Annotated in this window: 26 protein-coding genes; 9 read left to right on the plus strand and 17 right to left on the minus strand. The window is 72.3% G+C overall.

Going from position 1 to position 25,784, the window contains the following annotated elements; all coding sequences use genetic code 11:
* Window positions 1-317: 317 nt before the first annotated feature.
* The 4 genes from ACZ6AA_RS17930 (at window position 318) to ACZ6AA_RS17945 (ending at window position 6,770) form a co-directional block, all read left to right on the plus strand.
* Entirely contained in the window at window positions 318-1,967 is a 1,650-nt protein-coding gene (locus tag ACZ6AA_RS17930) for a dynamin family protein (RefSeq protein ID WP_468449792.1), read from the plus strand.
* Window positions 1,968-1,972: 5 nt separating this feature from the next.
* Window positions 1,973-4,003 (plus strand): YfjP family GTPase, encoded by a 2,031-nt coding sequence (locus ACZ6AA_RS17935; protein WP_471458830.1) that lies wholly within the window; start codon window positions 1,973-1,975, stop codon window positions 4,001-4,003.
* Window positions 4,004-4,330: 327 nt separating this feature from the next.
* The gene (locus ACZ6AA_RS17940) at window positions 4,331-4,939 is read left to right on the plus strand and encodes a single-stranded DNA-binding protein (RefSeq protein WP_471458832.1); all 609 of its coding nucleotides are present in this window, start codon (window positions 4,331-4,333) and stop codon (window positions 4,937-4,939) included.
* Between the two features lie 328 nt (window positions 4,940-5,267).
* Window positions 5,268-6,770, plus strand: a complete 1,503-nt coding sequence (locus tag ACZ6AA_RS17945) for an LAETG motif-containing sortase-dependent surface protein (RefSeq protein ID WP_471458978.1) — start codon at window positions 5,268-5,270, stop codon at window positions 6,768-6,770.
* 260 nt (window positions 6,771-7,030) lie between these two features.
* Here the strand turns inward: ACZ6AA_RS17945 and ACZ6AA_RS17950 are convergent, their stop codons facing one another.
* The 13 genes from ACZ6AA_RS17950 to ACZ6AA_RS18010 all read right to left on the minus strand — a co-directional run bounded on the left by ACZ6AA_RS17950 (window position 7,031) and on the right by ACZ6AA_RS18010 (window position 14,046).
* Window positions 7,031-8,284 carry a tyrosine-type recombinase/integrase gene (locus ACZ6AA_RS17950; RefSeq protein ID WP_471458834.1) on the minus strand — a complete coding sequence of 418 codons (1,254 nt, stop codon included), beginning with the start codon at window positions 8,282-8,284 and terminating at the stop codon, window positions 7,031-7,033.
* Complete coding sequence (locus tag ACZ6AA_RS17955; RefSeq protein WP_471458836.1) at window positions 8,284-8,478, minus strand: helix-turn-helix domain-containing protein; 195 nt, start codon at window positions 8,476-8,478, stop codon at window positions 8,284-8,286. Before ACZ6AA_RS17955 ends, ACZ6AA_RS17950 begins: the two co-directional genes overlap by 1 nt.
* On the minus strand, window positions 8,475-9,875 hold the full coding sequence (gene repSA, locus ACZ6AA_RS17960) for a replication initiator protein RepSA (RefSeq protein ID WP_471458838.1): 1,401 nt from the start codon (window positions 9,873-9,875) through the stop codon (window positions 8,475-8,477). Before repSA ends, ACZ6AA_RS17955 begins: the two co-directional genes overlap by 4 nt.
* On the minus strand, window positions 9,875-10,072 hold the full coding sequence (locus ACZ6AA_RS17965; protein ID WP_471458840.1) for a hypothetical protein: 198 nt from the start codon (window positions 10,070-10,072) through the stop codon (window positions 9,875-9,877). Before ACZ6AA_RS17965 ends, repSA begins: the two co-directional genes overlap by 1 nt.
* On the minus strand, window positions 10,065-10,247 hold the full coding sequence (locus ACZ6AA_RS17970) for a hypothetical protein (RefSeq protein WP_471458842.1): 183 nt from the start codon (window positions 10,245-10,247) through the stop codon (window positions 10,065-10,067). Before ACZ6AA_RS17970 ends, ACZ6AA_RS17965 begins: the two co-directional genes overlap by 8 nt.
* A gap of 93 nt (window positions 10,248-10,340) precedes the next feature.
* Window positions 10,341-10,679: a SpdD-like protein gene (locus ACZ6AA_RS17975; protein WP_471458844.1), complete on the minus strand. Its 339-nt coding sequence runs from the start codon at window positions 10,677-10,679 to the stop codon at window positions 10,341-10,343.
* A 38-nt stretch (window positions 10,680-10,717) separates the two neighbouring features.
* The gene (locus tag ACZ6AA_RS17980) at window positions 10,718-10,909 is read right to left on the minus strand and encodes a mobile element transfer protein (RefSeq protein ID WP_466260708.1); all 192 of its coding nucleotides are present in this window, start codon (window positions 10,907-10,909) and stop codon (window positions 10,718-10,720) included.
* A gap of 19 nt (window positions 10,910-10,928) precedes the next feature.
* A complete protein-coding gene (locus ACZ6AA_RS17985) occupies window positions 10,929-11,579 on the minus strand; it encodes a DUF2637 domain-containing protein (protein ID WP_471458846.1) in 651 nt (216 codons plus the stop codon).
* Window positions 11,579-11,749, minus strand: a complete 171-nt coding sequence (locus ACZ6AA_RS17990; protein ID WP_471458848.1) for a hypothetical protein — start codon at window positions 11,747-11,749, stop codon at window positions 11,579-11,581. Before ACZ6AA_RS17990 ends, ACZ6AA_RS17985 begins: the two co-directional genes overlap by 1 nt.
* A gap of 70 nt (window positions 11,750-11,819) precedes the next feature.
* On the minus strand, window positions 11,820-12,035 hold the full coding sequence (locus ACZ6AA_RS17995; RefSeq protein WP_471458850.1) for a hypothetical protein: 216 nt from the start codon (window positions 12,033-12,035) through the stop codon (window positions 11,820-11,822).
* Window positions 12,036-12,047: 12 nt separating this feature from the next.
* Window positions 12,048-12,245, minus strand: a complete 198-nt coding sequence (locus tag ACZ6AA_RS18000) for a hypothetical protein (protein WP_471458852.1) — start codon at window positions 12,243-12,245, stop codon at window positions 12,048-12,050.
* Window positions 12,246-12,334: 89 nt separating this feature from the next.
* Entirely contained in the window at window positions 12,335-13,687 is a 1,353-nt protein-coding gene (locus ACZ6AA_RS18005) for an FtsK/SpoIIIE domain-containing protein (RefSeq protein ID WP_471458854.1), read from the minus strand.
* Window positions 13,688-13,689: 2 nt separating this feature from the next.
* On the minus strand, window positions 13,690-14,046 hold the full coding sequence (locus tag ACZ6AA_RS18010) for an SCO3933 family regulatory protein (RefSeq protein ID WP_471458856.1): 357 nt from the start codon (window positions 14,044-14,046) through the stop codon (window positions 13,690-13,692).
* 186 nt (window positions 14,047-14,232) lie between these two features.
* On the opposite strand from ACZ6AA_RS18010, the gene ACZ6AA_RS18015 reads away from it, so the two are divergent.
* The 4 genes from ACZ6AA_RS18015 to ACZ6AA_RS18030 all read left to right on the plus strand — a co-directional run bounded on the left by ACZ6AA_RS18015 (window position 14,233) and on the right by ACZ6AA_RS18030 (window position 18,690).
* A complete protein-coding gene (locus ACZ6AA_RS18015; RefSeq protein WP_471458858.1) occupies window positions 14,233-14,970 on the plus strand; it encodes a GntR family transcriptional regulator in 738 nt (245 codons plus the stop codon).
* Window positions 14,971-15,867: 897 nt separating this feature from the next.
* Window positions 15,868-17,532 carry an energy-dependent translational throttle protein EttA gene (ettA, locus tag ACZ6AA_RS18020; protein ID WP_468449788.1) on the plus strand — a complete coding sequence of 555 codons (1,665 nt, stop codon included), beginning with the start codon at window positions 15,868-15,870 and terminating at the stop codon, window positions 17,530-17,532.
* 1 nt (window position 17,533) lies between these two features.
* A complete protein-coding gene (locus ACZ6AA_RS18025; RefSeq protein ID WP_468449787.1) occupies window positions 17,534-18,007 on the plus strand; it encodes an acyl-CoA thioesterase in 474 nt (157 codons plus the stop codon).
* On the plus strand, window positions 18,004-18,690 hold the full coding sequence (locus ACZ6AA_RS18030; RefSeq protein ID WP_468449786.1) for a DUF8185 domain-containing protein: 687 nt from the start codon (window positions 18,004-18,006) through the stop codon (window positions 18,688-18,690). Before ACZ6AA_RS18025 ends, ACZ6AA_RS18030 begins: the two co-directional genes overlap by 4 nt.
* A gap of 128 nt (window positions 18,691-18,818) precedes the next feature.
* On the opposite strand, the gene ACZ6AA_RS18035 is transcribed toward ACZ6AA_RS18030, so the two are convergent.
* On the minus strand, window positions 18,819-19,223 hold the full coding sequence (locus ACZ6AA_RS18035; RefSeq protein ID WP_468449785.1) for a globin: 405 nt from the start codon (window positions 19,221-19,223) through the stop codon (window positions 18,819-18,821).
* A gap of 85 nt (window positions 19,224-19,308) precedes the next feature.
* Here ACZ6AA_RS18035 and ACZ6AA_RS18040 point away from each other — a divergent pair, with 85 nt between their 5' ends.
* Window positions 19,309-20,307 (plus strand): methyltransferase domain-containing protein, encoded by a 999-nt coding sequence (locus tag ACZ6AA_RS18040; protein WP_468449784.1) that lies wholly within the window; start codon window positions 19,309-19,311, stop codon window positions 20,305-20,307.
* A gap of 53 nt (window positions 20,308-20,360) precedes the next feature.
* On the opposite strand, the gene ACZ6AA_RS18045 is transcribed toward ACZ6AA_RS18040, so the two are convergent.
* The 3 genes from ACZ6AA_RS18045 to ACZ6AA_RS18055 form a co-directional block, all read right to left on the minus strand.
* A complete protein-coding gene (locus ACZ6AA_RS18045; protein ID WP_471458861.1) occupies window positions 20,361-21,203 on the minus strand; it encodes an FHA domain-containing protein in 843 nt (280 codons plus the stop codon).
* A gap of 1,344 nt (window positions 21,204-22,547) precedes the next feature.
* On the minus strand, window positions 22,548-23,891 hold the full coding sequence (locus ACZ6AA_RS18050) for a vWA domain-containing protein (protein WP_468449782.1): 1,344 nt from the start codon (window positions 23,889-23,891) through the stop codon (window positions 22,548-22,550).
* Between the two features lie 148 nt (window positions 23,892-24,039).
* Window positions 24,040-25,782, minus strand: a complete 1,743-nt coding sequence (locus ACZ6AA_RS18055) for a PP2C family serine/threonine-protein phosphatase (RefSeq protein WP_471458863.1) — start codon at window positions 25,780-25,782, stop codon at window positions 24,040-24,042.
* Window positions 25,783-25,784 lie beyond the last annotated feature (2 nt).

Here is a 25,784-nt window from a genome sequence, read left to right on the forward strand (position 1 = left end):
CGGTGGCCTGGAGCCCGGTGTGGGGTGGTCCGTGGCCTTGCCGGGGGCCGTGGACCATGGACCGGGGACAAGGATAGGGCTCCTGGTGGCTTGTCCCTGGTGCTTCACCTCCGCCACGCGATGTGGAGGTTCGGTGAAGCGGTCCTGATAATCGCAGGCAGGTGCGAATCTCGCATCGCTTTTGGCGTCTGTCGCCCCGGGTGTTGTGCACTCGTTATGCCTGCGCCCCAGTCGTCCCTTCCGTCGCGGGTGTCCGATCGGCGCGCAGGGGTGCCCATATGCTTCAGAAAGGCGTCAAAATTGGGCATTCTTCGCATGTGGTGACCTTGGACGTACGGCCTCAACTGCTTGACGCACTCTCCGCCCTGCGTGAGCGTGTCGCCGCCGCACGCTTTCCGCTCCCCCTCGCGGGGGCGCCACGCGCGCGGGCCAACCGGGACGAGCTTCTCGCACAGCTCGACGACTATCTGGTGCCCCGGCTACGGGCCCCCGAAGCACCCTTGCTGGCCGTTGTCGGCGGCTCCACCGGCGCCGGCAAGTCCACCCTCGTGAACTCTCTGGTGGGCCGTCAGGTCAGCGAGGCGGGCGTCCTGCGGCCCACGACCCGCACACCCGTCCTGGTGTGCCACCCGGAGGACAAGGACTGGTTCGCGGGAATGCGCGTCCTGCCGCACCTCACGCGCGCGTGGGCGCCCCGCCAGGGCGGCGCGGGCGACGACGGGGCGGGCAGGGGGCCGGGCGGCGAGAACGAGCGTGTGCTGCGCGTCGAGACCGCCGACACGCTGCCCTGCGGCCTCGCCCTCCTCGACGCCCCCGACATCGACTCCCTCGTCGCCGACAACCGCGTGCTCGCCGCCGAGCTGATCTGCGCGGCCGACGTGTGGGTCATGGTCACGACCGCCTCCCGGTACGCCGACGCCGTGCCCTGGCACCTGCTGCGTACCGCCAAGGAGCAGGACGCCACCCTCGTCACCGTCCTCGACCGCGTGCCCCACCAGGTCGTCGGCGAGGTGTCACGGCAGTACGGCGCCCTCCTCGCCAAGGCCGGCCTCGGCGACGTACCCCGCTTCACCGTCCCCGAACTGCCCGAGTCCGCGGGCGGCGGCGGACTCCTCCCCGCCACCGCCGTGGAACCCCTGCGCACCTGGCTCGCCCACCGCGCCCAGGAACCCGCCTCCCGTAGACAAGCCATCGAACGCACCGCCTACGGAGTGCTCGGTTCGCTGAACTCCCGCATGCCCGAGCTCGCCGGTGCCGTCGCCGCCCAGTACGCCGCCGCCCTGCGCCTCACTTCCGCCGTCGACGAGGCCTACGAAAGCGAGCACGCGCGCGTACGCGCCCGCCTCCAGGCAGGTGCCGCGCTCGCCGGGGACGCCCTGAAGCGCTGGCGCGCCTACCCGCTCGACTGCGGCCCCGGAGAGCTCCTGGACGCCATCGCCGAGAGCCTCGAAGCGCTCCTGCTGTGCGCGGTCACCGCCGCCGACGAACACATCGACGACGCGTGGCGGCGCGAACCCGCCGCCCAGGCCCCCGCGCTCGTCCGCAGCGGCGGACGGTACGAAAGAGCCCCCTACGAAGATGGCGACAGCCCCGAACACCGCATCGGCATGGCCGTACGGCGCTGGCGGCGCGAACTCGAGGAGTACGCCGAGGAGGAGGTTCGCGCCCTCGACCGCGCCGACAAGAGCACCCTGCCCGACGCCGACGTCGTCGCCGCGCTGCTCGCCACCGCCCTGCTCGGCGGGCGCCGGGCACGCACCGCCGGAGAGACCCTGGCCGAGCGCATCGGCGCCCACGGGGCGCTGCGCCTGCGCGACCGCGGCGGCCGCCTGCTCACCGACTACCTGGACAAGGTCCTCGGCGCGGAGCGCGAGCGGCGCCTGGCCCCCCTCGACGCACTCGACGTCAACCCGGAGCCCCAGGCCGAACTCATCGCCGCACTGTCCGTACTGCAGAAGGAGAGGTGACCGCGGTGACCGCCGTCACGGGCCACACCGACCACACCGGCGATTTGGAACGCGCGGACAGCGCGGACAGCACGGATGCCACGGCAGGCGGCGTTGACGGTGCCCAGGGCGCTGGGAGGGCCGAGAGCGCTGAGCAGGCTGAGAGCGCCCCGGGCGCGGGGCTCGCCGAGCACGCCGGTCAGGACGAGGAAAACGGCAACCACGCGCGCGAGGCCGACGGCGTCTGGGACGACGGGCTCATCGCGCGGCGCGTGGTGCCCGGCGCGTCCCCGGCGAACGGGGACTCCAGAACCGTGGCCGAGGTGCTCGCCGGATCGGTGGCCACCGGTTCGCCGTCGGCCGCCGCTACGGAGAGGCCGTCCTCGTACGGGGACTCCACCGCGTACGACACCCGCACTCCGTACGAGAACAGCGCCCCCGCGCAGGACACGACCGTCGTCTACGAAGGGCCCCTGCGGGGGCGTCTGGACGCGCTGCGCGAGCTGATCGGGCTGTCCCGTACACGGCTCGACGGCGCCACGCTCGCCGAGGCCGGGCGCGTGCTCGACGAGGCCGCGGCGCGGCGGCGGCTGTCCGACCGGCACACCGTCGTCGCCCTCGCGGGCGCCACGGGCAGCGGCAAGTCGACCCTCTTCAACGCCCTGGCGGGCGTGATGATCTCGGAGACGGGCGTACGCAGACCGACCACGGCCGCGCCCATCGGGTGCAGCTGGACGGACGGAGCCGCGGGGCTCCTCGACCGGCTCGGCATCCCCGGGAGGCTGCGCCGACGGCCGCTCCCGGGGGCCGACGCGCAGACCCTCCAGGGCCTCGTCCTCGTCGACCTGCCCGACCACGACTCGGCCGCGGGGGACCACCGCGAGCACGTCGACCGGATCCTCGGGCTCGTCGACGCGGTCATCTGGGTCGTCGACCCCGAGAAGTACGCGGACGCGATGCTCCACGAGCGCTATCTGCGGCCCCTCGCCGGGCACGCCGAGGTCATGTTCGTCGTGCTCAACCAGGTGGACCGGCTCCCCGGAGACGCCGCCGACCAGGTGCTCGACGATCTGCGGCGTCTCCTCGACGAGGACGGCATCGCCCTCGGCGAGCACGGCGAACCGGGCGCCACGGTGCTCGCGCTGTCCGCCCTCACCGGTGAGGGCGTCGGCGATCTGCGGGAGGCCCTCGGCCAGTTCACCCGCGAGCGGGGAGCGGCGGCACGGCGCATCGAGGCGGACCTGGACGCGGCGGCGGCGCATCTGCGGCCGGTGTACGCCGCCGGGGCGGGGTCGGCGTCCGCGCGGGGCGCGATCGGGCTCAGCGAGGAGGCGCGCGAGGAGTTCTCCGATCGGCTCGGGGAAGCCGTCGGCGCGGCGGCGGCGGGCCAGGCCGCCGAGCGGGCCTGGCGCAGGCACGCGGGCCGGGCGTGCTCCTCGCCGTGGCTGCGGCTGTGGCGCTGGTACGAGGCGCAGCGCTTCCCGCACAGCACGGGCAGGCACGTCGTGGCGCCGCCCGCGGACGAGGAGGCGACGGCACGCGCGCGCGTGGAGCACGCCGTGCGGGCCGTCGCCGACGAGGCGGCCACCGGGCTGCCCACGCCCTGGGGGCAGGCCGTGCGGGAGGCGGCCGCACGCGGGGCCCAGGGCCTGCCCGAGGCGCTCGACGAGTTGGCACTGCGGGCGGCCCTGCCGGACGCGCGGCCGCCGCGGCCCGGCTGGTGGCCGGCGGCGGTCCTCGCGCAGGCGGCCATGACGCTGCTTCAAGTCGTCGGCGGGCTGTGGCTGGTGGGGCAGATCGTCGGGGTCGCGCAGCCCAACCTGGGCGTGCCGGTGCTCCTGATGGCCCTCGGCATCGTCGGCGGGCCGTGCGTGGAGTGGGCCAGCGGGATGGCGGCGCGCGGGCCTGCCCGGCGGTACGGCTTCGAGGCCGAGCGACGGCTGCGGGAGGCGGCCGCGGGGTGCGGGCGGGCACGGGTGCTTGATCCGGTGGCGGCGGAATTGCTGCGGTACCGGGAGGTTCGGGAGCAGTACGTGCGGGTGGCGCGGCGGGGGTGAGGGCTGGGGGGCGAGGGCTGGGGGGCGAGGTGCGGGCCTCGGGCGTGGGCCCTGGACGTGGGTCCCGGGCGTGGGTCCGGGCGTGGGTCAGGGGCGTGGGCCCAGGGTGCGGGGAAGCGGAAGGGCTCCGTCGGGTGACGGAGTTGTCCACAACCGGCCAGTAGGACACAGGGCTCAGCGGGCTCGGCCCGGCCGGTGCAATCTGAGATCGCGGCAGCCCACCGACCGCCGACGCGGCAGCGCGAAGGCGGAAGGTGAGCGGTCGCGGACTCAGACGTGGGCGTGCGGGACGGGCCCGCACGTGTGTGGACGTAGGGAGGGGTCGGCATGAACGACACGGTGGTGACGGTGGTGGGGAACGTGGCGACGACGCCGGTGTTCAGGGAGCTGCCGTCCGGACCGGTGACACGCTTTCGGATCGCGGTCACGGCACGGCACTTCGACCGCTCGCGCAACGCGTGGGCGGACGGGCACACCAACTTCTTCACGGTGTGGGCCTGGCGGACGCTCGGCGTCAATGTGCAGGGCTCGCTCGGGATCGGCGAACCGGTCATCGTGCAGGGCAGGTTGAGGGTGCGGGACGAGGAGCGGGGCGGGCAGCACTTCCGGTCGGTGGACATCGACGCCCAGTCCATCGGACACGACCTCGCCCGCGGGACGTCCGCGTTCCGGCGCACGCGCAGGGCGGTGGACTCCGCGGTGCAGGAGCGAAGTGCCGTGCCCGGGACGGAGGATGAGCCGGAGTTCGAGTTCCCCACCCAGCCCGGTGCCAGGGACCGGGCGCACGCCAAGGCCCGGCAGGAAGCACGGGCCCGGATGGGGCCGGGGGCGCAGACACGGACCAAGTGGGAGACGGGGCCGGGCGGTGAGCCGGAGTCGGCGGCGGAAGGCGCCAAGGATGTCGAGTCGGAGCGGGACCCGGCCCCCGTCGGATGACCCGCACCGCACGGCCGGACACGGCCCGATCCCCTAAGCGGAACCATGGATTTGTCGATATGCCCAGCTCAGAAGGGCGTTGTCGATAACAATTCCGATTCGGATCGGTTGCCTGACGGCGCTACTGGGAACGGCGATGCGTCGCTTCCTTAGGATGCCGGGCGTGGCTCCGTAAGGCGGTTGAGGCCTGAGCGGGGCGGTCGGCAGGTGAGTCTGCTCGGTTGAATCTGCTGGCGGGGCCAGTCCCCCCATGTGAATTGGGTCCCGCCCGGAGGGGATTTCTGTGTTTTCTGCGTGGTCAGGGTGTCGGGCACTCAAGGCGTTCGCGATATCGCCCGTGCGCGGCCGTGGCGCGGCCCGCATCGCCGCCGCGACGGTGGCGTCGGGGCTTGTCGTGGCCGGTGCGACGGTCGGCGCGACCGCGGCCGCCGCGGTGGACGCCCCGCAGCACCGGGGCGGGGCGAGCGCGACCCTCAGCGGCCTGAAGACGTACGGCCAGGCGGTCGTCCGTGAGGACGGCGAGAGCCAGAGAATCCCCGCGGGCCTCTTCGAGATGTCCGTGGACAACGGCGGCACGCTGCAGACGTACTGCATCGACCTGCACAACCCCACGCAGAAGGACGCGAAGTACCAGGAGACCCCCTGGAGCGGCACGTCCCTGAACGGCAACGCGCACGCGGGCAAGATCCGTTGGATCCTGCAGCACTCCTACCCCCGGGTGAACAACCTCGCCCAGCTCGCGCGGCAGTCGGGCGCGGGCACGCTCACCGAGAAGTCGGCGGCGGCCGGCACCCAGGTGGCGATCTGGCGGTACTCGGAGAATCTGGGCAAGTGGAAGTCCCGCACGTCGGACAAGCCGAGCGAGCCCGGCGCGGCGAGGGAAGCGGCGAAGCCGCGCAGGATCAAGGTCGAGGCCGCCGATCCCCGGGCCGAGAAGCTCGCGGACTACCTGGAGCGCAGCGCGCGCAACAGCCCCGAGCCGAAGGCGTCGTTGACGCTGGAGCCCGCGGCCGTCTCCGGGAACGCCGGGAAGCGACTGGGCCCGGTGACCGTGCGGACCGACGCGGAGAGCGTGACCGTCACGCCGCCCGCGGACTCGGCGAGCGGGGTGAAGGTCGTCGGCAAGGACGGCAAGAAGGTCAAGACGGCCCGTGACGGCAGCCGGCTGTTCTTCGACGTGCCGAAGGGCACGCCGGACGGCACGGCCGCCCTGGAGGTGCAGGCGGCGACGACCGTGCCGGTCGGGCGGGCCTTCACCTCCGAGACCCGCAGCCAGACGCAGATACTCGCGGGCTCCAGTGAGTCCACGGTGTCCGCCGCGGCGACGGCGCACTGGGCGGAGAAGGGCGCGATACCCGCACTGTCCGCGGAGAAGAACTGCGCCAAGAACGGCGTGGACATCACGGCGAGCAACAAGGGGGACGCGGCGTTCACCTTCAGCCTGATGAAGTTCAAGCACACCATCAAGGCCGGTGAGCGGCGGACGGTGACGATACCGCTGCAGGAGGACCAGCCCTACGACTTCACGATCATGGGGCCGGGCGGGTTCGAGAAGCGGTTCAAGGGAGTGCTCGACTGCCGGACCGAGGGCAGCGCGGTCGCCGTCGACGGCAAGGCGCAGCCCGCGTCGAACCCGAGCCCCGCGTCGGCGGGCGGTACGAGCGGCGGCGGCGACCTCGCGGAGACCGGCGGGTCGAACGCGACACCGCTGATAGCCACCATCGCGGTCGTGCTGGTCGTGGTGGGCGGCGGCGCGGTGTTCCTCCTGCGCAGGAAGAAGGACCCGGCGGCCCCGGCGGAGCCCGCGGAGGCGGCGTCGTCCGAGGAGTGAGTTCCGAGGAGTGAGTGGGGTGAGCGGGGCGCGGGGGGCGCCCGGCGGCGGGCCGCGGCCACGGTCGGTGACAGATCAACTACGCAGGTGGGCGTGGAAGGGCCAGGTCACGGGGTCCTCGTGATACTGGTTTCTTCCGGGGGGTGGCTGTACGGCAAGATGGGGTGTTTTTGCCGAGCCCGATCATGCCAACGGCCCCTGACCAGCGGGGGAACCGCTAACCAGGGGCCGGAGCCGGGCCGTGGGCCGTCTGGGGGCCGTCAGGCCGCCGGGGCGATGACCAGAGCAGGCTTCCGTACGAACACGGCGGAGATCGCCGTCCGCGTCCGCGCCTCGCTGCTCGGCATCAGGTGCGTGTAGATCCGCAGCGTGAATCCGGGGTCCGAGTGCCCGAGGTAGACGCTCAGCGCCTTGATGCTCTCGCCCGCGTCCAGGAGCACGGAGGCGTAGAAGTGCCGCAAGGCGTGCATGCCGTCGTCCGGGGCCGCCGCGTAGCGCTCACCGGAGCGCTTGGGCGGGATGACGCCAGCGGAGGCCAGAGCGGGCTTCCAGACGTAGTCGTCGAAGTAGCTGCGCCAGATGGCCTTGCCCGAAGCACTGGTGAAGATGAGCTTGTGCGTCACCGGCGGCCCGTCCGGCGTCTTCCACGGCAAGGTGACCTCCACCGGCGGGAACTGGTCCATGTGGTCGTGCAGGCCCGACGCCACGACCGGACTGAGCGGAGCGTCCCGGAGCTTGCCCCGCTTGGGCGGCGCGAAGACCAGCGTGCCGCCGACGCGCTTGACCTGTTGGCGGACGTGCACCCAGCCTGCGTCGAAGTCGACGTTGTCCGCAGCGAGGCCGAACACCTCTCCCTGGCGCAGCCCGCAGCCGCCGCCCGCGTCCACGGTGGCCGCGTACCGGTCGGGCAGCCCCGCGCGGACAGCGAAGACCCGTTCCTCGGGCCAAGGGTGGATCAGCCGGGGCTCGGGCTCCGGAGCCTTGACCGACTGGGCGTGGCAGGGGTTCGCCCTGATCACTCCGTCGTCAATGGCGGCGTTGAACAGCGACGACACCGAGTCGTAGATGGCCCGGCGGTAGGTCGCGTTCGGCAGGGCCGACTTCAGCGCGTTCAACCAGGTGCGCATGTGCTCGGGCTTGAACGAGCCCATGGGGCGCGTCCCCAGGTAGGGCACCGCGTGCAGCCGGATGCGCCGATCCACGACCTCCTGACTGCCCAGGTCCGTCGTTAACCCCTTTAGCCACTTCGCGGCGTACTCCCGGAACGTGATCTGACCGGCTTTCGGGTCGATGAGCAGGCCCGCGTCCATGTCGGCCTTGATCCGCGTCAGCCACTTCTCGGCACGGCCCTTCTCACGGTCCGGGAAGCTCTTGGACTGCTCAGTGCCGTCAGGGCCGACGTACCGGGCGCGGTACCGCAGACCGGTGCCATAGCGCTCGGACTTGACCTTCCGGGTTCGGCCGTCGGAGGTCGTTTCGACCTTGTACCAGCGGTCTTGGATGTGTCCGGCCATCAGGCAGCACCTGCCATCTGCGACTCGACCCAGGTGCGTATGTCTTCGGGGTCGAAGCGGAGGTGGCGGCCGACGCGGAAGCCCCGGGGGCCGATGCGCTTGCGGCGCCACTGGTAGATGGTCTCCACCGGGATGCCGAGCAGATCAGCGACATCGACCGGGGTCAGGTACCGGGTCGGGAGGGGGTGACTCATGAGCCCACCTCCCAGACGTCGGGGGCGGGCTGGGCGTGTAGCTCTTCGCGGGCGGTTTCGCGGTTGGCGTGTAGGTCGCGGTGGATGTTGGCGGCGAGCCAGGATTCGCCGGGGGTGTGGCCGTGTCCGGCGTAGGTCCAGTGGGCGAGGGTGAGGGTAGTGGCTTCAGGGTGTTCGTCGGGGTCGGGCAGGCCGAGGGCTTCGCGCTGTTGGTTGGCGCGGTAGTCGGCGCGGACCTGCCGGAGGGCTCCGAGGGTGGTGGAGTAGCGGCGGGACTTCGAGCTGAAGTGGCCCCGGAAGCCGAGCATGTGGGCCCAGTCGCGTAACTTCCGGTCCGGGTAGGCCGCGTGGAGATCAAGGCAGGCTTCGATCAGCCGACGGGGGTGGTCGGGCACGCCGAGCAGGACGAGGGCTTCCTTGTTGCCGACCCGGCGGTCGACGGTGCCCGTGGTTTCCGCCGCCTTGGTGGCGTACTTGGCAACGTAGGAGGCGACGGCCTGTTCGGTGATCTGTGAGCCGTCTCCGAATGCCTTGATGGGCCGGACGTCGAGCTGGGTGCCCCAGTGCAAGTTACGGGCGGGTACGTTGTCGGCGGCGGGTACGTCGACGCTCACGCGGGCAGCGGCGGCGCGGATGGCGTCAGTGAGCAGGCTGACGCTGGCCCAGGTCGGGGGCGAGGTGTCGGGTCCTTCGGGTCCGTCGAAGCGGATCACGGCGTGGAAGTGGACGGCCCCGCGCTTCTGGTACTCCGCGACCTTGCCGAAGGACAGGCGGGAGGCCTCGCGGGCGGCTTTCTGGGTGAGCCCGGCACGGTGGGCGATTTCGCGGCGGAGGTAGATCGTGAAGTAGCGCCACAGGTCGCTCGCGTGGTTGTTCCAGAGCACGGCGCCCGCGTAGTCGTACGTGGATGCATCGAGCGGCGTACCGAGTGCCGGGTCGTCGTCGGCGTGCCGTTGGCCGCAGCGGCAGGGGCGGGGGCCGGGTCGGTTGTGGACGGGGCCGAAGGACGGGGCGGTGAGGGTGGCGAAGACGCGGGGGTGATCGCGCACGGTGTGCGGTGTGCCCTTGGCGGGGTCGCCGACCAGTCCGGCGCGGATCAGGTGGTAGGTGTCGCCCGCGTAGGTCCAGGCGCAGGCCGGGCAGCGGGAGGCGCGCCGGTTGCCGCACGCGATCCGGAGCACGCCGCCGGGTTCATGGTCGGTGGTGTAGGCGTGCAGGACGGTCTTGGTGGCCGGGTCGATGGTCTTGGTGGCGCCGGTGAGGCGGATCGGGTCGGCGCAGCCGCCGGTACGGCGGATCTGGTCTTGCCAGCGGTCGAAGCCCGGGGCCCCAGCCACCCTCAACACGTCGGTGAGGGTGGCCGGGGTGAGGCCCGCCAGAGTGGCGGCGTCGGTCATCAGTGGCCCTCCCTGGTGTGGGCGGGGCCGTGCTGGGCGGTGTAGTCCTGTACCAGGTCCTGTACGGCGGTGTCGCCGTGGGCGGTGGCCGCAGCGTCGCAGCCGCCGCAGACGTAGGAGCCGGTGGCGGGGGCGTACGGGGAGGGCTTGGCGACGTGCAGACCGGGGGACTCGGGGGTGGGGGTGAGGTCAGACACGGGATGCCTCCCGCCGACGGGCCGTGCGGATGCCGGTGCCCTGGCAGACGCGGCAGGTGACGCGCAGCAGGGCGCGGGAGCCGTCGCGGCGGCGGGTACCGGTGGCGATGGCGACGACGGGGAAGCCGTCGCAGTTGGGGCAGAGGCGGGCGTGGGCGGGGATGCCGTGCGGCATGATGGAGATCTCCCTTTCGGGTCCGTTGGATCAGGAAGGTGGAAGGCGCCCGGAGCGGACGAGACTTGGCGGTTGAGGCCGCTCCGGGGGCCGTTAGCGCTGCTTGGCCTGGCCGTTGACCAGGGAGCGGATGACCAGGGCGCAGATGGTCAGCGAGACGCCCGTGAGGGCGATGGCGAGCAGCAGCGAGACCAGGACGACGCCGACGATCAGGACGACGGTGGTGCCGCCGACGACCACGGCGATCAGGGCGCCGGGCGTGAGCTGCACCGTGGGCCGGGCCGACACCGGCGCCGGGGGCGGGGTGCTGTGCCGACAGGAGCAGTCCGCCGGGGCGTGCGGCTGGCCGGGCTGGGTGATGGCGGTCGGGGTGACGTAGGGGATCACGTCTCCGGTGGGCATCAGGTTGGTCGGGACGCGGGGCTTGAACACGGCTTTCCTCTCTTCTGGATGGGTTCCTGGACGGGTTGTCAGCGAACGGGGCAGCGGTGGCCCTGGGCGGCGACCATGGCGGCGGCGGGGGTGTCGTATTCGGCCGACCAGCCGCAGTCGTCGGCGGCGCACGCGGCGACGTACTTGATCTCGCCACGGCGGTTGTGGGCGGTGCCGATGCTGACCTGTCCGACGCGGCGCAGGTGGCGGAAGATCTGGTACAGGCTCATGAGTGCACTTCCTTTCTGGTCAGGTGAGTTGGGCGCAGATCGCGTCGGCCAGGGGTGCGGGGACGCCGAGGCGGGCGCGCAGGGTGGCGGCATCGATCGTGAAGCCGGTACGGGCGCGGTGATCGGCAGCGACCTTCCGGGCGTGGTCGATCAGCGCCGGGGGGACCGCCGGGGCCGCTTCCGGCAGCGCCGGAGCCGGGGCAGGCGGAATGATTTCCGGTACGTCCGGGGCCAGTTCGGGCACGGCGGGCGCTGACGACTCGGGACGCTCAGATGCCGGAGCCGGAGTAGGTTCAGGACCGGTCGCAGACTGATGGGCGAGGAGGGTGCCGCCAAGGAATGCCAGGGCGGGCCATCCGGCGACGCTGAAGCGCAGCCAGGCCGGGGGGTGTTCAAGGTCGAGAAATCCGGCGGTGGCGACGTTGGCGCCCAGCGAGGCCGCTAGCGCGATCACGAACCAGGACCAGGCCAGGTGGGAGGTGCCGTCGGTGCGCAGTCGGCGCCAGGCGGCGACCAGCAGCAGGTCCACGGAGATCGGGTAGGCCCATGCTTTCCAGCCCGCTTGCCCGGCGGCTGCGGCCAGGTCGTGCAGGTGGGCGAAGGACAGCGCTCCGGCGATCGCGGCCTGAACGAGTACCGCGTCCGGGCGCCAGGTGCGGGGGCGGGCCATCACTGCCACCCCACGGCGGTGATGATCTTCTCGGCGGCGGGGTAGCTGTCGGCGACTGCGTGGCCGATGTAGTCCTTCACGTCGGCGCGCACGTCCTCGCGAGGGACGCCGTACTCGGTGGCCCACTCGTCGGGGTTCACGGTGACGGTGAGGGTGATCCGTACCTTCATGGCTCGTGCTCCCTTCTGGAACCGGGGCAGGGCGGGGAACGGTGTCCGGCCGCCCGGCCCCGGCACGGGTTCAGTCAGCGGTCCCGGCGGTGGGGTCCTGTACGTCGAACAAGCCCTCCTGGCCCTCCACGGCGGAGACGGCAGAGGGGGCGAGGCCACGGGGCGCGGGGATGGTCGGGGTGACCTTGCCAGTGCCCTTGCACAGCGGGCACTTACGCGCCCGGGGCTTGCGCGTCGTCGTGGCGGGGGTGCTGCGGCGGGGGCGGGGCGTTTTCGCGTCGGGCATGGTCATCACTCCTCAGCCGGGGTACTGCGGGCCGTCGTTGGGGTCGTAGTCGGGCGGCAGGAGCCCGGGCGGCGGCTCGGGCAGCGACGCGGACAGCGACGGGCCGACGGAGTCCACGAAGTCGTCATCGGCACTGGCGCTCTGGGAGTACTGGGCGAGATCGACGATCAGACCGACGGTGCGGGCGAAGTCGTCGTTACGGGGACTCATGGCGGTGGTGCTCCTTCCGGGATTTGGGCATGGGCGGGGTAGGGACGTGGCGTGAGGCGGTCACGCCGACCGGCGGAACAAGGGGTGGTTCAGGCGGCTTCCACGGCGGGCCCGGCCGTCGTGGGCGCCATGCCCGTGACGGTTGCGAGTACGGGCTTGAAGCGGGCCAGTTCCGGGATGTCCGGGGTGAGATGCGCATGCCGGTTGCAGGCGTTCACGGCCCGGCGCATGGAGGTGTGCGGGGTACGGATCCGTACCCAGTCGCCGGTGGACTGGCCGACCACGGCCATGCCCCGGCGGTCGTTGGGGATCTGCGTGGCCGCGAACGCCGCGTGCGGGGAGATGTCCCCGAAGGCCATCTTCGCCGTCGACTCGTCGTTGACGCGGTGCACGACCCGGCCGGTGAGCTGCGCGCGCAGCATGGTGATGCCGTCGCCGAGTTCGGAGCCGAACCGCTGGCCGTAGATGTCCAGGAAGATCCCGGCAGCACGGCCGAGCTGCGCCAGGCGGATCAGCGAGGTGATGATCCTCTCCCGGCGCGGATCGTTCCTGCGGGTGGCCAGGGCGAGTTCGGCGATCTCATCGACGGTGAGGACGACCGGGACGGGGCGCAGATGTGCGGGCAGGTCCCAGATGTTCGCGGCGATCTCCGCGTCCGGGATGTCGGCACTGATGCGCTGCTCCCGGCGGATCACCTGGTAGGTGTCCTCCATGCGGGCCACCAGGGCTTCAAGGAGGTCGGCCGCGTCGTCGGGGTTGTCGGCCAGGGCCGAGAAGCGCCGGGCGAACGGACCGAGTTCGAGACCGTTCTTGCAGTCGATGCCCACCAGCGCGACCCGTTGCGCGGCGAGTTCTTTGATCACGGTGCGCTGGAACACGGACTTGCCGGACTGCGTGGCGCCGACGGTCACCGAGTGCGGCACCGCCTGGTAGTCGCGGAAGTGCACGCGGCCGTCCTCGCGCAGCGCGACGGGAACCCTCAGGGTGCCGGGCCTGGCGCGGGCGGGCATGCGCACCCGGTGCAGGACGTCGTAGCCGGTCAGGGTGATCTCGACGGTGCCGGGCTTGAGTTCGCGGGAGGTGACCTGGTGCACGGCGAAGGAGTGCCGCAGCCGGTCGGAAGCCGCCGCGAACTCGAACGCGTCCTGTCCCGGGCGCATCCGGATCCGCAGCCGCACTCCGGTCCGCGTCGGCGTGATCCGAGCCAGGCGCGGGGTGCGCTGACGCGGGATCTCCCGCTTCGTCCAGCGGGCCACCGCCAGCCGCAACCGCGAGGCCGGAACGGTCAGGTGACAGGCCTCCATCACGGCCGCGTAGCGGACCCGGACACGGACCACGGCAAACACGGCGCCGAACAGCAGCCAGTACCAGGCCGGACACCGCCACCGCAGCAGCAACGCCAGGCCGACCACGAGCGCGACGCCGATCAGTAACCAGCCCATGATCAGGCCGCCTTCGACTTCGCGGCACCGTCGGCCAGCGAGGTCACGAACGCCGCACGGAAGGCGATGCCGTGACGCTTCTGGCCGTTGAACTCGTTCTCCCACGGCCGCGCGATGAGGCCCGTGAGGGCGACCGGGGTGCCCATGGCGAGTTCGCTGGAGATACCGGTCTCCGGGACCGTCACGCTGAGGATTTCGGCGTTGCCATCCATGACGAACATGACGTCGACCGTCCACAGCGTGGCACCGGTCTCACGGTCCGTGGCGATCTCTCCGGTCTGCCGATTCGCGATCTTCTGCTGCGGGGGCTGCGCCACCATCGCGGCGGCGGTCGACGTGTCAACAGGGATCTGACGCATGATGGAACTTCCCTTCACGGGGACGAAGGGGGCGGCGGATCTGCTTGGCGGTGGAACGCCGCCCCCGGGCATGTGGCATGTGCTGATTCCCACCTGTCGAAGCAGTGAGGCACAGCTCTATAGTGTTCTAGAGCACCCATCCAGTCAAGGGGTGTACTGAAGTGCTTTAGAACAGGAGCTGAGGACATGCCCGGTACGTCGCCCGCTTTGCCGCCCTACCAGCGGATTGCTGCGCAGATCAAAGAGCGGATCGAGCGGGGAGAACTCCACCCGGGCGACCGCATTCCGTCTGTCCGCGACATCGTCCGCGACGAGGGTGTGTCGGTCGCCACGGCGACCCGAGTCGCGGCAGTGCTGCGGGCAGAAGGCTACGCAGAGACCATCCAGGGGATTGGAACGGTGGCGCGCATGCCTAGCAAGATCACGACCGGTCCTGATCGACTCCAGTTGCAACGGACTACGGGAAGCGGCTTCCGACCTGGTGAACGGGTCGAAATCGTGAGCGCCGAAATTGTGGCAGCAGACGCCGAGGTTGCCGACGCTCTCGGCGTCGACGAAGGAAGCTCCGTAGTTCGCAGGCGTCGGCGCTATCTCGACGAGGACGGAGTGATCGCGCTGTCAACGTCCTGGTTGCCAGGGGAACTGGCGGAAGCCGCCCCGGAACTCACGTCCACAGGCCCATTGCCAAAGATGACCTTTGGGCTGATCGAAGATCGAACGGGACGCCGCGCGGTAAAGCGACGCGATGTCGTGTCGCTCCGTCCTGTACCTGAAGACGTAGCCGCACTGCTGGAGTTCGAGCCGGGAACTCTGGCTCTGACCATGGCGAACACCTACTGGGATCAGTACGGACAAGTCACCGAGTACGCCCGTGACTTCATGGGTGCCGATCGCGAGCTTGCGGCCGACTACGACCTCGACTAGCCGCAGCACCTGACCGCGTGTGCACCCGGCGGGCTGTTACAGGTTTCTCTACCTCATCAAGGCTCGCTGCGCTCGCTGCCCGCCTGGTAGCCGGGCACGCCGACACGCTTCCGCCCCCGGGGTCCTGGCCACGGGAGCGGGAGTGCCGACACCGCACCGCCACCGCGATCCGGCCTCAAGAGGGGAAGCCCTTCAGCGCTCCTTGACCCTCCCTATCGGCCGTCGCTTCCGCCCCTTTACTCCGCACTTCCAACACGGTCGGGTATCGATGGCCGCGCACAGCGCGGCGGCGCGGGCGGACACCGCCCCGCCGCCTCCTTGCCTCCGTCACCGGCTGCGGACCGCCGCCCTCCCGCGCCCCGCACAACAGCCACGAACACACCACGGAATCGGGTCTGGCTCACCGGCCCGGTACAGGTCAGAGACGCGTTGTGCTCACAAACGAGGCCGGATCGCGGTGGCGGTGCGGTGTCGGCACTCCCGCTCCCGTGGCCGTGCCCCAGTGGCTGAGGCGGTCGGCGGAGCGGCTTTAGGCAGCCACTTTGGGGCGAGCCTCTAAGATCATGGCCCCGATTCGGGCTGTTGCGGGCAGGCGAGGTGCTGCCCGAATCGCGGCCAGCGTAAGGGGCCATGATCACTCGCCCCAAAGCAGCTCCCGCCCAAAGCCGCTCCGCCGACCGCGTGAGCAGGCGTGACGCCGCATCGGCTGGGCCGTCTGTGGGCCGTGCGAGGTGGCTCGACAGCGACCTACGTCGACAACCAGTGACAGATCAACTACAGGAGTGATCTAGAGGGGAGCAGGTCACGGGCCCCGGGCCTTACTGGTTTCCTCCGGGGGGTGGCTGTCAGGCAAGATGGGGTGTATCTGCCCACACACTGATTGCCGGACGGTTTCTCTTGGCTGAGTACATCTACACCATGCGCAAGACGCGCAAGGCGCACGGCGACAAGGTGATTCTTGATGACGTCACCCTGAGCTTTCTGCCCGGCGCGAAGATCGGTGTCGTGGGTCCCAACGGCGCCGGTAAGTCCACGGTGCTGAAGATCATGGCGGGGCTGGAGCAGCCGTCCAACGGTGACGCGTTCCTGTCGCCCGGGTTCAGCGTCGGCATCCTCATGCAGGAGCCGAAGCTCGACGAGTCGAAGACGGTCCTGGAGAACGTGCAGGACGGGGCCGCCGAGATCATGGGCAAGCTCAAGCGCTTCAACGAGGTCGCCGAGCTCATGGCGACCGACTACTCGGACGCGCTCATGGAGGAGATGGGCAAGCTCCAGGAGGACCTGGACCACGCCAACGCGTGGGACCTCGACGCCCAGCTCGAGCAGGCCATGGACGCGCTCGGCTGCCCGCCCGGCGACTGGCCCGTGGTGAACCTCTCCGGTGGTGAGAAGCGCCGCGTCGCGCTCTGCAAGCTGCTCATCGAGGCGCCCGACCTGCTCCTCCTCGACGAGCCCACCAACCACCTCGACGCCGAGTCGGTGAACTGGCTGGAGCAGCACCTCGCGAAGTACGCGGGTTGCGTCATCGCCGTCACCCACGACCGGTACTTCCTCGACAACGTCGCCGAGTGGATCCTGGAGCTCGACCGCGGCCGCGCCATCGCCTACGAGGGCAACTACTCCACCTACCTGGACAAGAAGGCCGCGCGCCTCAAGGTCGAGGGCCGCAAGGACGAGAAGCGCGCCAAGCGGCTCAAGGAAGAACTCGAGTGGGTGCGGTCCAACGCCAAGGGGCGTCAGGCCAAGTCCAAGGCGCGCCTCGCCCGTTACGAGGAGATGGCCGCCGAGGCGGACAAGATGCGGAAGCTGGACTTCGAGGAGATCCAGATTCCGCCGGGTCCGCGGCTCGGCTCGGTCGTCGTCGAGGTCGAGAACCTTTCCAAGGCCTTCGGCGACAAGGTTCTGGTCGACGACCTGAGCTTCACGCTGCCGCGCAACGGCATCGTCGGCATCATCGGTCCGAACGGCGCGGGCAAGACCACGCTGTTCAAGATGATCCAGGGCCTGGAGACGCCGGACTCCGGCAAGATCAAGATCGGCGACACGGTCAAGATCTCCTACGTCGACCAGAGCCGCGCCAACATCGACCCGAAGAAGACGCTGTGGGCCGTGGTGAGCGACGAGCTCGACTACATCAACGTCGGTCAGGTCGAGATGCCCTCGCGCGCGTATGTCAGCGCCTTCGGGTTCAAGGGGCCGGACCAGCAGAAGCCTGCCGGGGTGCTCTCCGGCGGTGAGCGCAACCGCCTCAACCTCGCGCTGACGCTCAAGGAGGGCGGCAACCTGCTGCTCCTCGACGAGCCGACGAACGACCTGGACGTCGAGACCCTGTCCTCCCTGGAGAACGCGCTCCTGGAGTTCCCGGGTGCCGCTGTCGTGATCTCCCACGACCGGTGGTTCCTCGACCGGGTCGCCACGCACATCCTGGCGTACGAGGGCGACTCCAAGTGGTACTGGTTCGAGGGCAACTTCGAGTCGTACGAGAAGAACAAGATCGAGCGGCTCGGTCCGGACGCGGCGCGTCCGCACCGCGCCACGTACAAGAAGCTCACGCGGGGCTGACATGGCGCGCCACATCTACAGCTGCCCGCTGCGGTGGTCGGACATGGATGCCTTCGGGCACGTCAACAACGCCGTCTTCCTGCGGTACTTGGAAGAGGCGCGGATCGACTTCATGTTCCGGCTCTCGTCCGACGACGGCGGACCGTCGTTCTCGGGCGGCTCCGTGGTGGCGCGTCACGAGATCGACTATCTGCGGCCGTTGGTGCACCGGCACGAGCCGGTCACCATCGAGTCGTGGGTGACGAAGATCGGGGCCGCGTCGCTGACGATCTCGTACGAGATAAAGGAGCCCGAGGCGGGCGGGCAGGTGTACGTGCGGGCCTCGACGATCGTCGTCCCGTTCGACCTGCGGGCGCAGCGGCCGCGGCGGATCACCGCCGAGGAGCGCGCCGTGCTCGAGGAGTACCGCCCCGAGGACACGGCGAGCGCGACGGGTGGCCGGCGCGCGGGCGGTGCGGGGGCGCTTGTCGCATGACCGTGCGACTGGACTTCGTCGATGCCGGGGAGGCGGTGGATCTCACCGCCTTCCTGGCGCGGCTCGTCCACTACGACAAGGCGGCCGCGGTGCGGTTGCAGGCCGCGGGGGACACCCTGGCGGTGTTCGGGCGGCCGCCGTCGTTCGAGGTGCTCGCCATCCGCACGGCACGCCTCGCGAAGCCGTACGAGTACGGGCTCGACACCTCGCTCGACATGACCGTCTCCGCGGGGGAGTTCCTGGAGTCCGTGGCGGAGGCGGGGGAGAACGCGGAGACCGCGGGCACGGCTGTGGTGCCGGACGCGGTCACCGGGCCGCCGTGGGCCGGGGTGCTGCCGCCCCGTGGGGGCTGGCGGCAGGTGCGCGGGCTGCCTTCGGCAGCGGAGGTGCGGGAGCTGGTGCGGGGCGCTGTCGTCGAATTCCGGGGACGGGTCGAGGAGTTGGCGCCCGAGCTGCGGGTCCGGGCCGAGCTCGACCGGGTGGGGCGGGAGATTTGGTCCCGGGCGGTGCCGGGGACCGAGCTGCCCGTGCGGGCCGCCCATGCGGCGCACGCGTTGGGGTTCTTGCGCGGGGACGCCTTGGACTTGCTGTCGGCCGGGCCTTGGCTTCGGCTGCGGACGCCCTTTGGGTCCGTTGCCCTGCGCCGGGCCGGTGTCGGGGCGCTGACCGTCACGCCGACCTAGTAGGCACCTCTGGCCGGGGGCGCACCCTTGGCCTGTGCCCACCGGCTCCGCCCAGCGCAACGCCTGCCCACAGTGCTGGAGGCGATCAGGGCTGATCGTCTCCAGCCGCGGGCAGGCGCGCGAGATGGTCAGTCGGGGGTGTTGACCATGGAGGCGGCCGCGTAGGTCAGGTAGTTCCAGAGGGTGCGGTCGTGCTCCTCGGAGAGGCCGAGGGAGTCGACGGCGGCGCGCATGTGCTTGAGCCAGGCGTCATGGGCTTCCCTGTTGACCGTGAACGGGGCGTGGCGCATGCGCAGGCGGGGGTGGCCGCGGTTGTCGCTGTAGGTGCGGGGGCCGCCCCAGTACTGCATCAGGAACAGGACGAGGCGTTCCTCGGCCGGGCCCAGGTCCTCCTCCGGATACATCGGCCGGAGCAGCGGGTCCTCCGCGACTCCCTGGTAGAAGTGGTGCACCAGGCGCCTGAAGGTCTCCTCGCCGCCGACCTGTTCGTAGAAGGTCTGCTCCTGAAGCGTGCCGCGCGGGATCTCATTCACTCTTCCATGGTCTCAGACGCGAAGGACGAGGACGGAAGGCTTAGGACCACTCGCATCGAGCGGCCCGGGGCAGCAGAGTGGGGGTATGGGTGAGAGGGCTCCACTTGCTGACGAACCCGAGGGGCCGGACCCCGTGCGGGCGGCCGAGGCGCGGGCCGGCCTGGTGCGGGAGATCGAGGCCGGCGGGACCTGGGACGACGACCCGGGCTGGCGGGAGGCGTTCCAGGCGGTGCCGCGGCACCTCTTCGTGCCGTACTACTACGTGAGCACGGGCGGCGGGTACGAGCGGATGTGGGGCGAGGACCCAGACCCGGTGCGGCGGGGGCGATGGCTGCGCGGGGCCTACGCGGACGCGCCGCTCGCCACCCGGGTACGGGACGGGGAGCTGGTCTCGTCCAGCAGCCAGCCCTCGCTGATGGCCAAGATGCTCGTCGAGCTGGACGTCGGGGACGGGGCGCGGCACGACGTCCTGGAGATCGGGGCCGGTACGGGCTACAACGCGGCGCTGCTCGCGCACCGGCTCGGGGACGAGCACGTCACCACCGTCGACCTCGACCCGGAGATCACCGAGTCCGCGCGGCGGCATCTGGCGGCCGCCGGGTACCGGCCGGTCGTCGCGACCGGCGACGGCGCCGCGGGCTGTCCGCGGCGGGCGCCCTTCGACCGGATCATCGCCACCTGCACGCTCAGCTCGGTGCCGCGGGCCTGGCTCGCGCAGTGCCGCCCCGGCGCACGGGTCCTCGCGCCGCTGGCGACCGGCCTGATCGCGCTGCGGGTCGCGGACGCCGAGCACGCCGAGGGGCGGTTCCTGCACACGCCCGCGTACTTCGTGCCGCTGCGCGGCGGCGGTGCGCCGCCGCGGCCCGAGCAGCACATCGGAGGGCTGCCGCGCCGGGCGCTGCAGAGCGAGCTGTTCCGGTTCCTGCTCGAACTCACGGCGGGCAGCCTCGACCCGCACGAGGCGCTGGCGCTGTGGCAGCGGGAGCGGCGGCCGGTGCGGGAGCGGTTCGGGGTGACGGTCAGCGGGCCGTACGCGTGGGCTTGGCTGGACGACCCGGAAGGGCCGTACGCCTGGCCGCTGTGAGGGCGGCGGGCGTACGGCCCTTCGGTGGTGCGGGGTGACCTCGGCGGCCGGGGTCAGTCCCTGCGGACGGTGATCGTCGTCCAGGCGCCGACGTGCACCTGGTCGCCGTCCTGGAGCGGGATCGGGACGAAGGGCTGGATGGGCTCCTCGCCGGCGTTGACCGTGGTGCCGTTGGTCGAGTTCTGGTCGACGACCGCCCAGCCGCCGTCCGGCTGCTGGACCAGGACCGCGTGCTGGTGCGATACGCCCGGGTCCTCCGGCGGCACCGACAGGTCGATGTCGGGGGTGTCGCCGGTGGAGTGGCGGCGGCGGCCGATCGTGATCTGGTTGCCGATGAGCGGACGCTGCTGCTCCGGGGAGTACGCGGGCAGGTTCAGGCCCGCGGCCTCGGGGCCACTGCGCTGCATCATCGCCATGAAGTAGTCACGGTCGGGACCGATGGTCGCGGTCCAGGTCCCGGGGCCCGTCGGCTGGGGCGGCCCGCCCTGGCCGGGGTAGCCCTGCGGGGGCTGCTGGGTCGGGGCGCCGGGGCCGCCCGGGCCGCCGGGGTGACCCTGGCCGGGTGCCGAGGTCGAGGGCGGGGAGAGGACCCAGTCGTCTCCGCCGCCGCCGAAGGAGGGCGCGCCGGGGCCGCCGGGGCCCGCGCCGGGTCCGCCAGGTCCACCGGGGCCGCCCTGGCCGGGCGGGGGCGGCGGGCCCTGCGGGGTGCCCCCCTCTTGCGGGAACGCGGGCGGTGCGGGCGGACCCTGCTGCTGGAACGCCTGCGGCGCGCCGGGACCGTTCGGTCCGCCCGGTCCGTTGGGGCCGCCCTGGCCGGGCGCGGAGCCGGGGCCGCCGGGAGCGGAGCCGCCGTTGCCGTTGCCGAACGGCGGGATCGGCTCCGCGGGGCGGTTCATCTGCGAGGGCCGCGAGCCCTGGTAGCCGAAGGGGTCCTGGCCGGGGCCGGGGGACTGCTGGCCGGTCGGGGAGGTGGTGCCGGGGCCGCCAGGGCCACCGGGTCCACCCGGGCCGCCCGGAGCGCCGGGGCCCGGCGGGGGCGGGGGAGGGCCCTGCTGGAACTGCTGGGAGGGGTTGGGGGCGCCAGGAGCGCCGCCCGGTCCGCCGGGGCCGTCGTACCCACCGGGGCCACCTGGGCCGTTCGGGCCGGGCCCACCAGGGCCGCCGTGCGCACCGGGGCCGGGGCCGCCGGGACCGTCGTAGCCGCCGGGGCGACCAGGGCCACCAGCACCAGGGCCGTGGGGACCACCGGGCTGGCCGGGACCCTGAGGCGGGTAGCCGTACCCACCGGGACCGCCCGGACCGGGACCGCCGGGCTGGCCGGGGCCGCCGGGCCCACCAGCACCAGGGCCGCCGGGCTGACCCGGACCGCCGGGCTGGCCCGGACCGCCAGGCTGCCCCGGACCTTGCGGCGGGTAGCCGTACCCACCAGGACCAGGCCCACCAGCACCCGGACCGCCGGGCTGGCCGGGACCACCCGGCTGACCCGGACCACCAGGCTGGCCAGGCCCCTGAGGCGGGTACCCGTACCCACCAGGACCGGAACCGGGACCACCGGCGCCGGGCCCACGCCCACCAAAGTCACGACCGCCAGGACCGCCAGGACCACCGAGTCCACCCGGACCACCGGCACCAGGCCCACCGGGCCCAGGCATCCCCGGACCACCGGGCCCACCGGGCCCGCCCGGACCACCGGGCCGCCCCGCCCCACCCGTGGGCAGCGGCGGATTGGGCGCGGCAGGCGTGTACGACGTCGCCGTACCCGTCAGGAAGTTCCACCGGCACTCCTCGCAGAACGGCGCGTTGGCCTCGCGGGGCGTGCGGCACTGCGGGCAGAGCTCGGGCTCGGGCCCGAGGTCCGGCACCGCGGAGAGGTGCGAGCGGCCGGGCTGGCCGGGACCGCCGGGCTGGCCGGGACCGCCGGGCTGGCCGGGACCGCCGGGCTGGCCGGGGCCACCAGGGCCACCGGGCTGACCGGGGCCGCCGGGGCCCTGCTGCGGGTGGCCGTAGCCCGCGGCCGGGGGCGGTGGCGGAGGTGGCGGTGGTACGGCACCAGCCATGCGGTGACCGCAGACCTCGCACCAGTCGTCGGAACCCGACGGGTGTCCGTTCGGGCAGGTCGGCATGTCGGCGCTTCCCCCTCTCCTTCTCCGGCCCGTGGGCCGCGTGCACTGGCGTTCTTCCGGTACTGACAGGGCGTACGCGGGGCGTGCTCGGCGTACGGGACGCCGTGGGACGCCCTGCTACTTCTTCACGCGGACCGTTTTCGTCGAGCGCGTCTCGAGTGTCATCTCGTCGGCCTCGGCGACCCGCGCCTTCAATCGAACAGTACCTGTCGCGGCGTCGACCACGTCCACCACCTTGGAAAGGAGCTTGGCGGTGTCCGCGTTGCCGGAGGCGCTCGCGAGCTGAACGGCCCTGCCCAGTTTGGCCGTTGCTCCGTCGTAATCACCCGATTTGCGGGCGTCGAGGCCCTGCTGGATGACCTGGGCCAGCTCCGCCTGGCCCGTGTAGTGCGCGACCTGCGGATTGATGGAGGTGGATGCCGCCATGTCGTCCGTCCAGACGGCCCGGACCAGGCCCTGGGACAGGGTCTGCGCGGTGCCGTCGGCCGCGGGAACGACGAGCGAGACGCGGGCGGCGAGCATCTCCTGGCCGAGCTCGGCGCCGGGAACGCGTACACAGACGTGGTAGTCGCGGGACTCGTCGCCCCAGGAGCCGGTGGGGTAGTCACCCGCACGGGGTCCCGCCTCGGTGCGGCGGTCGGTCAACTCCTCGACCGTGGGTGCCACTTGCTTCACGAACACGATCTCCACGCCCATGGGGGTCCACAGCCGCAGACTGACGTCGGCGACCTCCTTGCCCATCGCGGACTCCATCATCTGCGTGAAGTCGGCCGCGAGGCCCGCGGGGTCGGCGACGATGTCGGCGGTGCCGAGCAGCGCCGAGGCGATGCCTGTGACCTCTTTCACTTCCCAGTCGGTGCCGACGCCGCGCGCGTCACAGGTGAAGCGGCCCGCGCAGGCGTCGAGGGAGGCGCGCAGGTCCTCCGGTGACTCGTGTTCGTTGCGGCCGTCGGTGAGCAGGATGCCGTGTCTGATGGAGACGTCGGCGGAGGCGAGGAGGCGGTCGGCCAGGCGCAGCCAGGTGCCGATGGCGGTGCCGCCGCCCGCGCTGAGCTTGCGCAGGGCCTCCTTGGCCTGGGTACGGGTCTGCGGGCCCGCGACGGCGAGGCGGCCGCCGCCGGGGTAGACCTCCGTGGCGACGTGGGTGCCGCCGATGACGGCGAAGTGCACGCCGTCGCGCAGGGCGTCGATCGCGGCGGCGGTGGCGTCACGGGCGCCGCGCATCTTCGTCGGCGGGTAGTCCATGGAGCCGGAACAGTCGACCATGATCGCGACCGCGGCGTCGGGGCCGTCGCCGACCGCGTACAGATGGGGCGCGCCGACAGCGGCGCCGATGGTGCCGCCGCCGGTCGAGGTGACCGTGGCGATCGCGTTGACCTCGCGGCCGCCCTCGGGCAGGTACTCGTTCTGGTAGACGTCGACGGTGAACTGCGGAACGTTCGACTTGGAGAAATTGGCCATGGACGTTGCTCCCCCCTAGGACTTCTTTCCACGGACTCGGATCTGCTGCCCGCCGCGGTGTCCGCGCGTGCGGGTGGTGCCGGTGACGCGCGTGGGGCGAAAGCCACCGGGACAACCGACCGGCCGCGCGGCGCGGTCCCCGTCCGCGCTAGGCCGATCCTGCCCCCTGCGGCGGGGCGGGGAACGGCAGGACCGCCACTGTTACGTTGTCGTGGCCGCCGCCGTCGAGCGCGTGGCCGACGAGCACCTGGGCGCTGTGCAGCGGCCGTCGGGCGGCGTCGAGGGGGACGGCGCGGGCCATCTCCTCGGCCGCCTCGGCGTAGTTCCAGAGGCCGTCCGTGCACACCACCACTACACCCGGGCGGTCCGGCTTGAAGGAAGCGGTGTGCGGCTCCAGTTCGTACGCGTCGGCGCCGAGCCAGCCCGTGATGGCGTGCGCCCGCTCGTCCGCGTACGCCTCGGCCTCGCTCATCAGGCCCGCGGCGACCATCTGGGCGGCCCAGGAGTCGTCCTCGGTGAGGCGGGCCGCGGGGCCGGAGCGGTCGACCGGCACCCAGTAGACACGGCTGTCGCCGACCCAGCCGATGACGAGCAGGCCGCCCGCGACGACGGCGCCGACGAGGGTGCAGGCGGGGGCGTTCTGGTGCGGGCTGTGCTCGCGGGCGCCGGTGGGTTCGTCGGCGAGCGCGTTCACGGCCTCGGCGGCGGCGACGATCGCCTCGTGCATGGCCTGCTGCGGGTGGGTGCCGCGCGGCAGGGCGGCCCTGAGGGTGGCGTCGGCGGCGCGGGACGCGGCCAGGGAGGCCTCGTCGGGGCGGGTCGCCGAGGAGACGCCGTCGCAGACGACGGCGATGACGGCGGGCGAGCCGTCGGGCAGCGCGGCCTCGGAGATCGCGAACGCGTCCTCGTTGCGGTGGTGGCGCAGCCCCCGGTCGCTGACGGCGGCGACCGCGTCGAGCTGCTGCTCCATGTGGTCGCGCTCGCGCGGCTGGGCGTGCCCGCAGTTCTCGCAGTAGCCGTCGGGGGCCACGTGCCCGGACCGGCAGGCGACGCAGAGTTTCGTTCCTGCGGGCGGGGTGGGTGCCTCGGCGCCCGCTGCGGGCTGCGGTGCGGGGGCGGTGGGGGCCGGGGGCGCCGGAGGGGCGGAGGGGGCCTGGGGCGCCGGGGCTGCCGGGGCCGCCGGGGACACGGACTGGTCGGGGGTGGGCGCGCCGGTGCGCGGGTCGGCGCCGGGGGGCGTGGGCGCGGGCAGGGGGTAGTCGTCGGGCTCGGCGCCGGGGGAGGCGGGGTGGCCGGGAGTTCCGGGGCCGGTGGTCGAGGAGGGGGTCGGCCGACCGGGCGTTGCCGGTCCGGTGGCCGAGGGAGCGGACCCGCCGGGCGTCCCCGCTCCAGGGCCCTGAGCGCCCGCCGCGCCCGCGCCGCCGGAATCGCCGAGCTCGGCCCCCGAGGAGTCCGTGCCGGGCAGGTCGGAGGAACGGTGCGTCGGGGCCGGGGTGTCGGAGCTGTCGACCTCGGGTGCGACGGGCCACTGGCCGGAACCGGGCACGGCACCGGGGGCTTGGCCCGCGGCGGCCGCAGCGGGGGCGGCGGGCGCGGCGCCGGAAGCCGGGCCGGAGGCGGGGCCTTGGCCGAAGGCGGGATCCGGGCCGGAGGCGGAACCTGGGCCGGACGGGGAGCCCTGGCCGGACGCGGCCCCCTGGCCGGAGCCCGGTCCGGCCTGAGGTGCGGAGTCCGACCGTGGAGGCAGGCCGTTGATCGCGAGTGTGGGCCGGTCGTCCGGCGGCGCCGGGACCGCCGAGAGGTCGTAGCCGCACGCGCCGCAGAACAAGTCGCCCGTCTCCAGGGGCTCCTCGCAGCTCGGACACGTGGACAAGGCCGCCGGTTGGTGCATTT

The organism is Streptomyces sp. NPDC040610 (genome assembly GCF_055594065.1).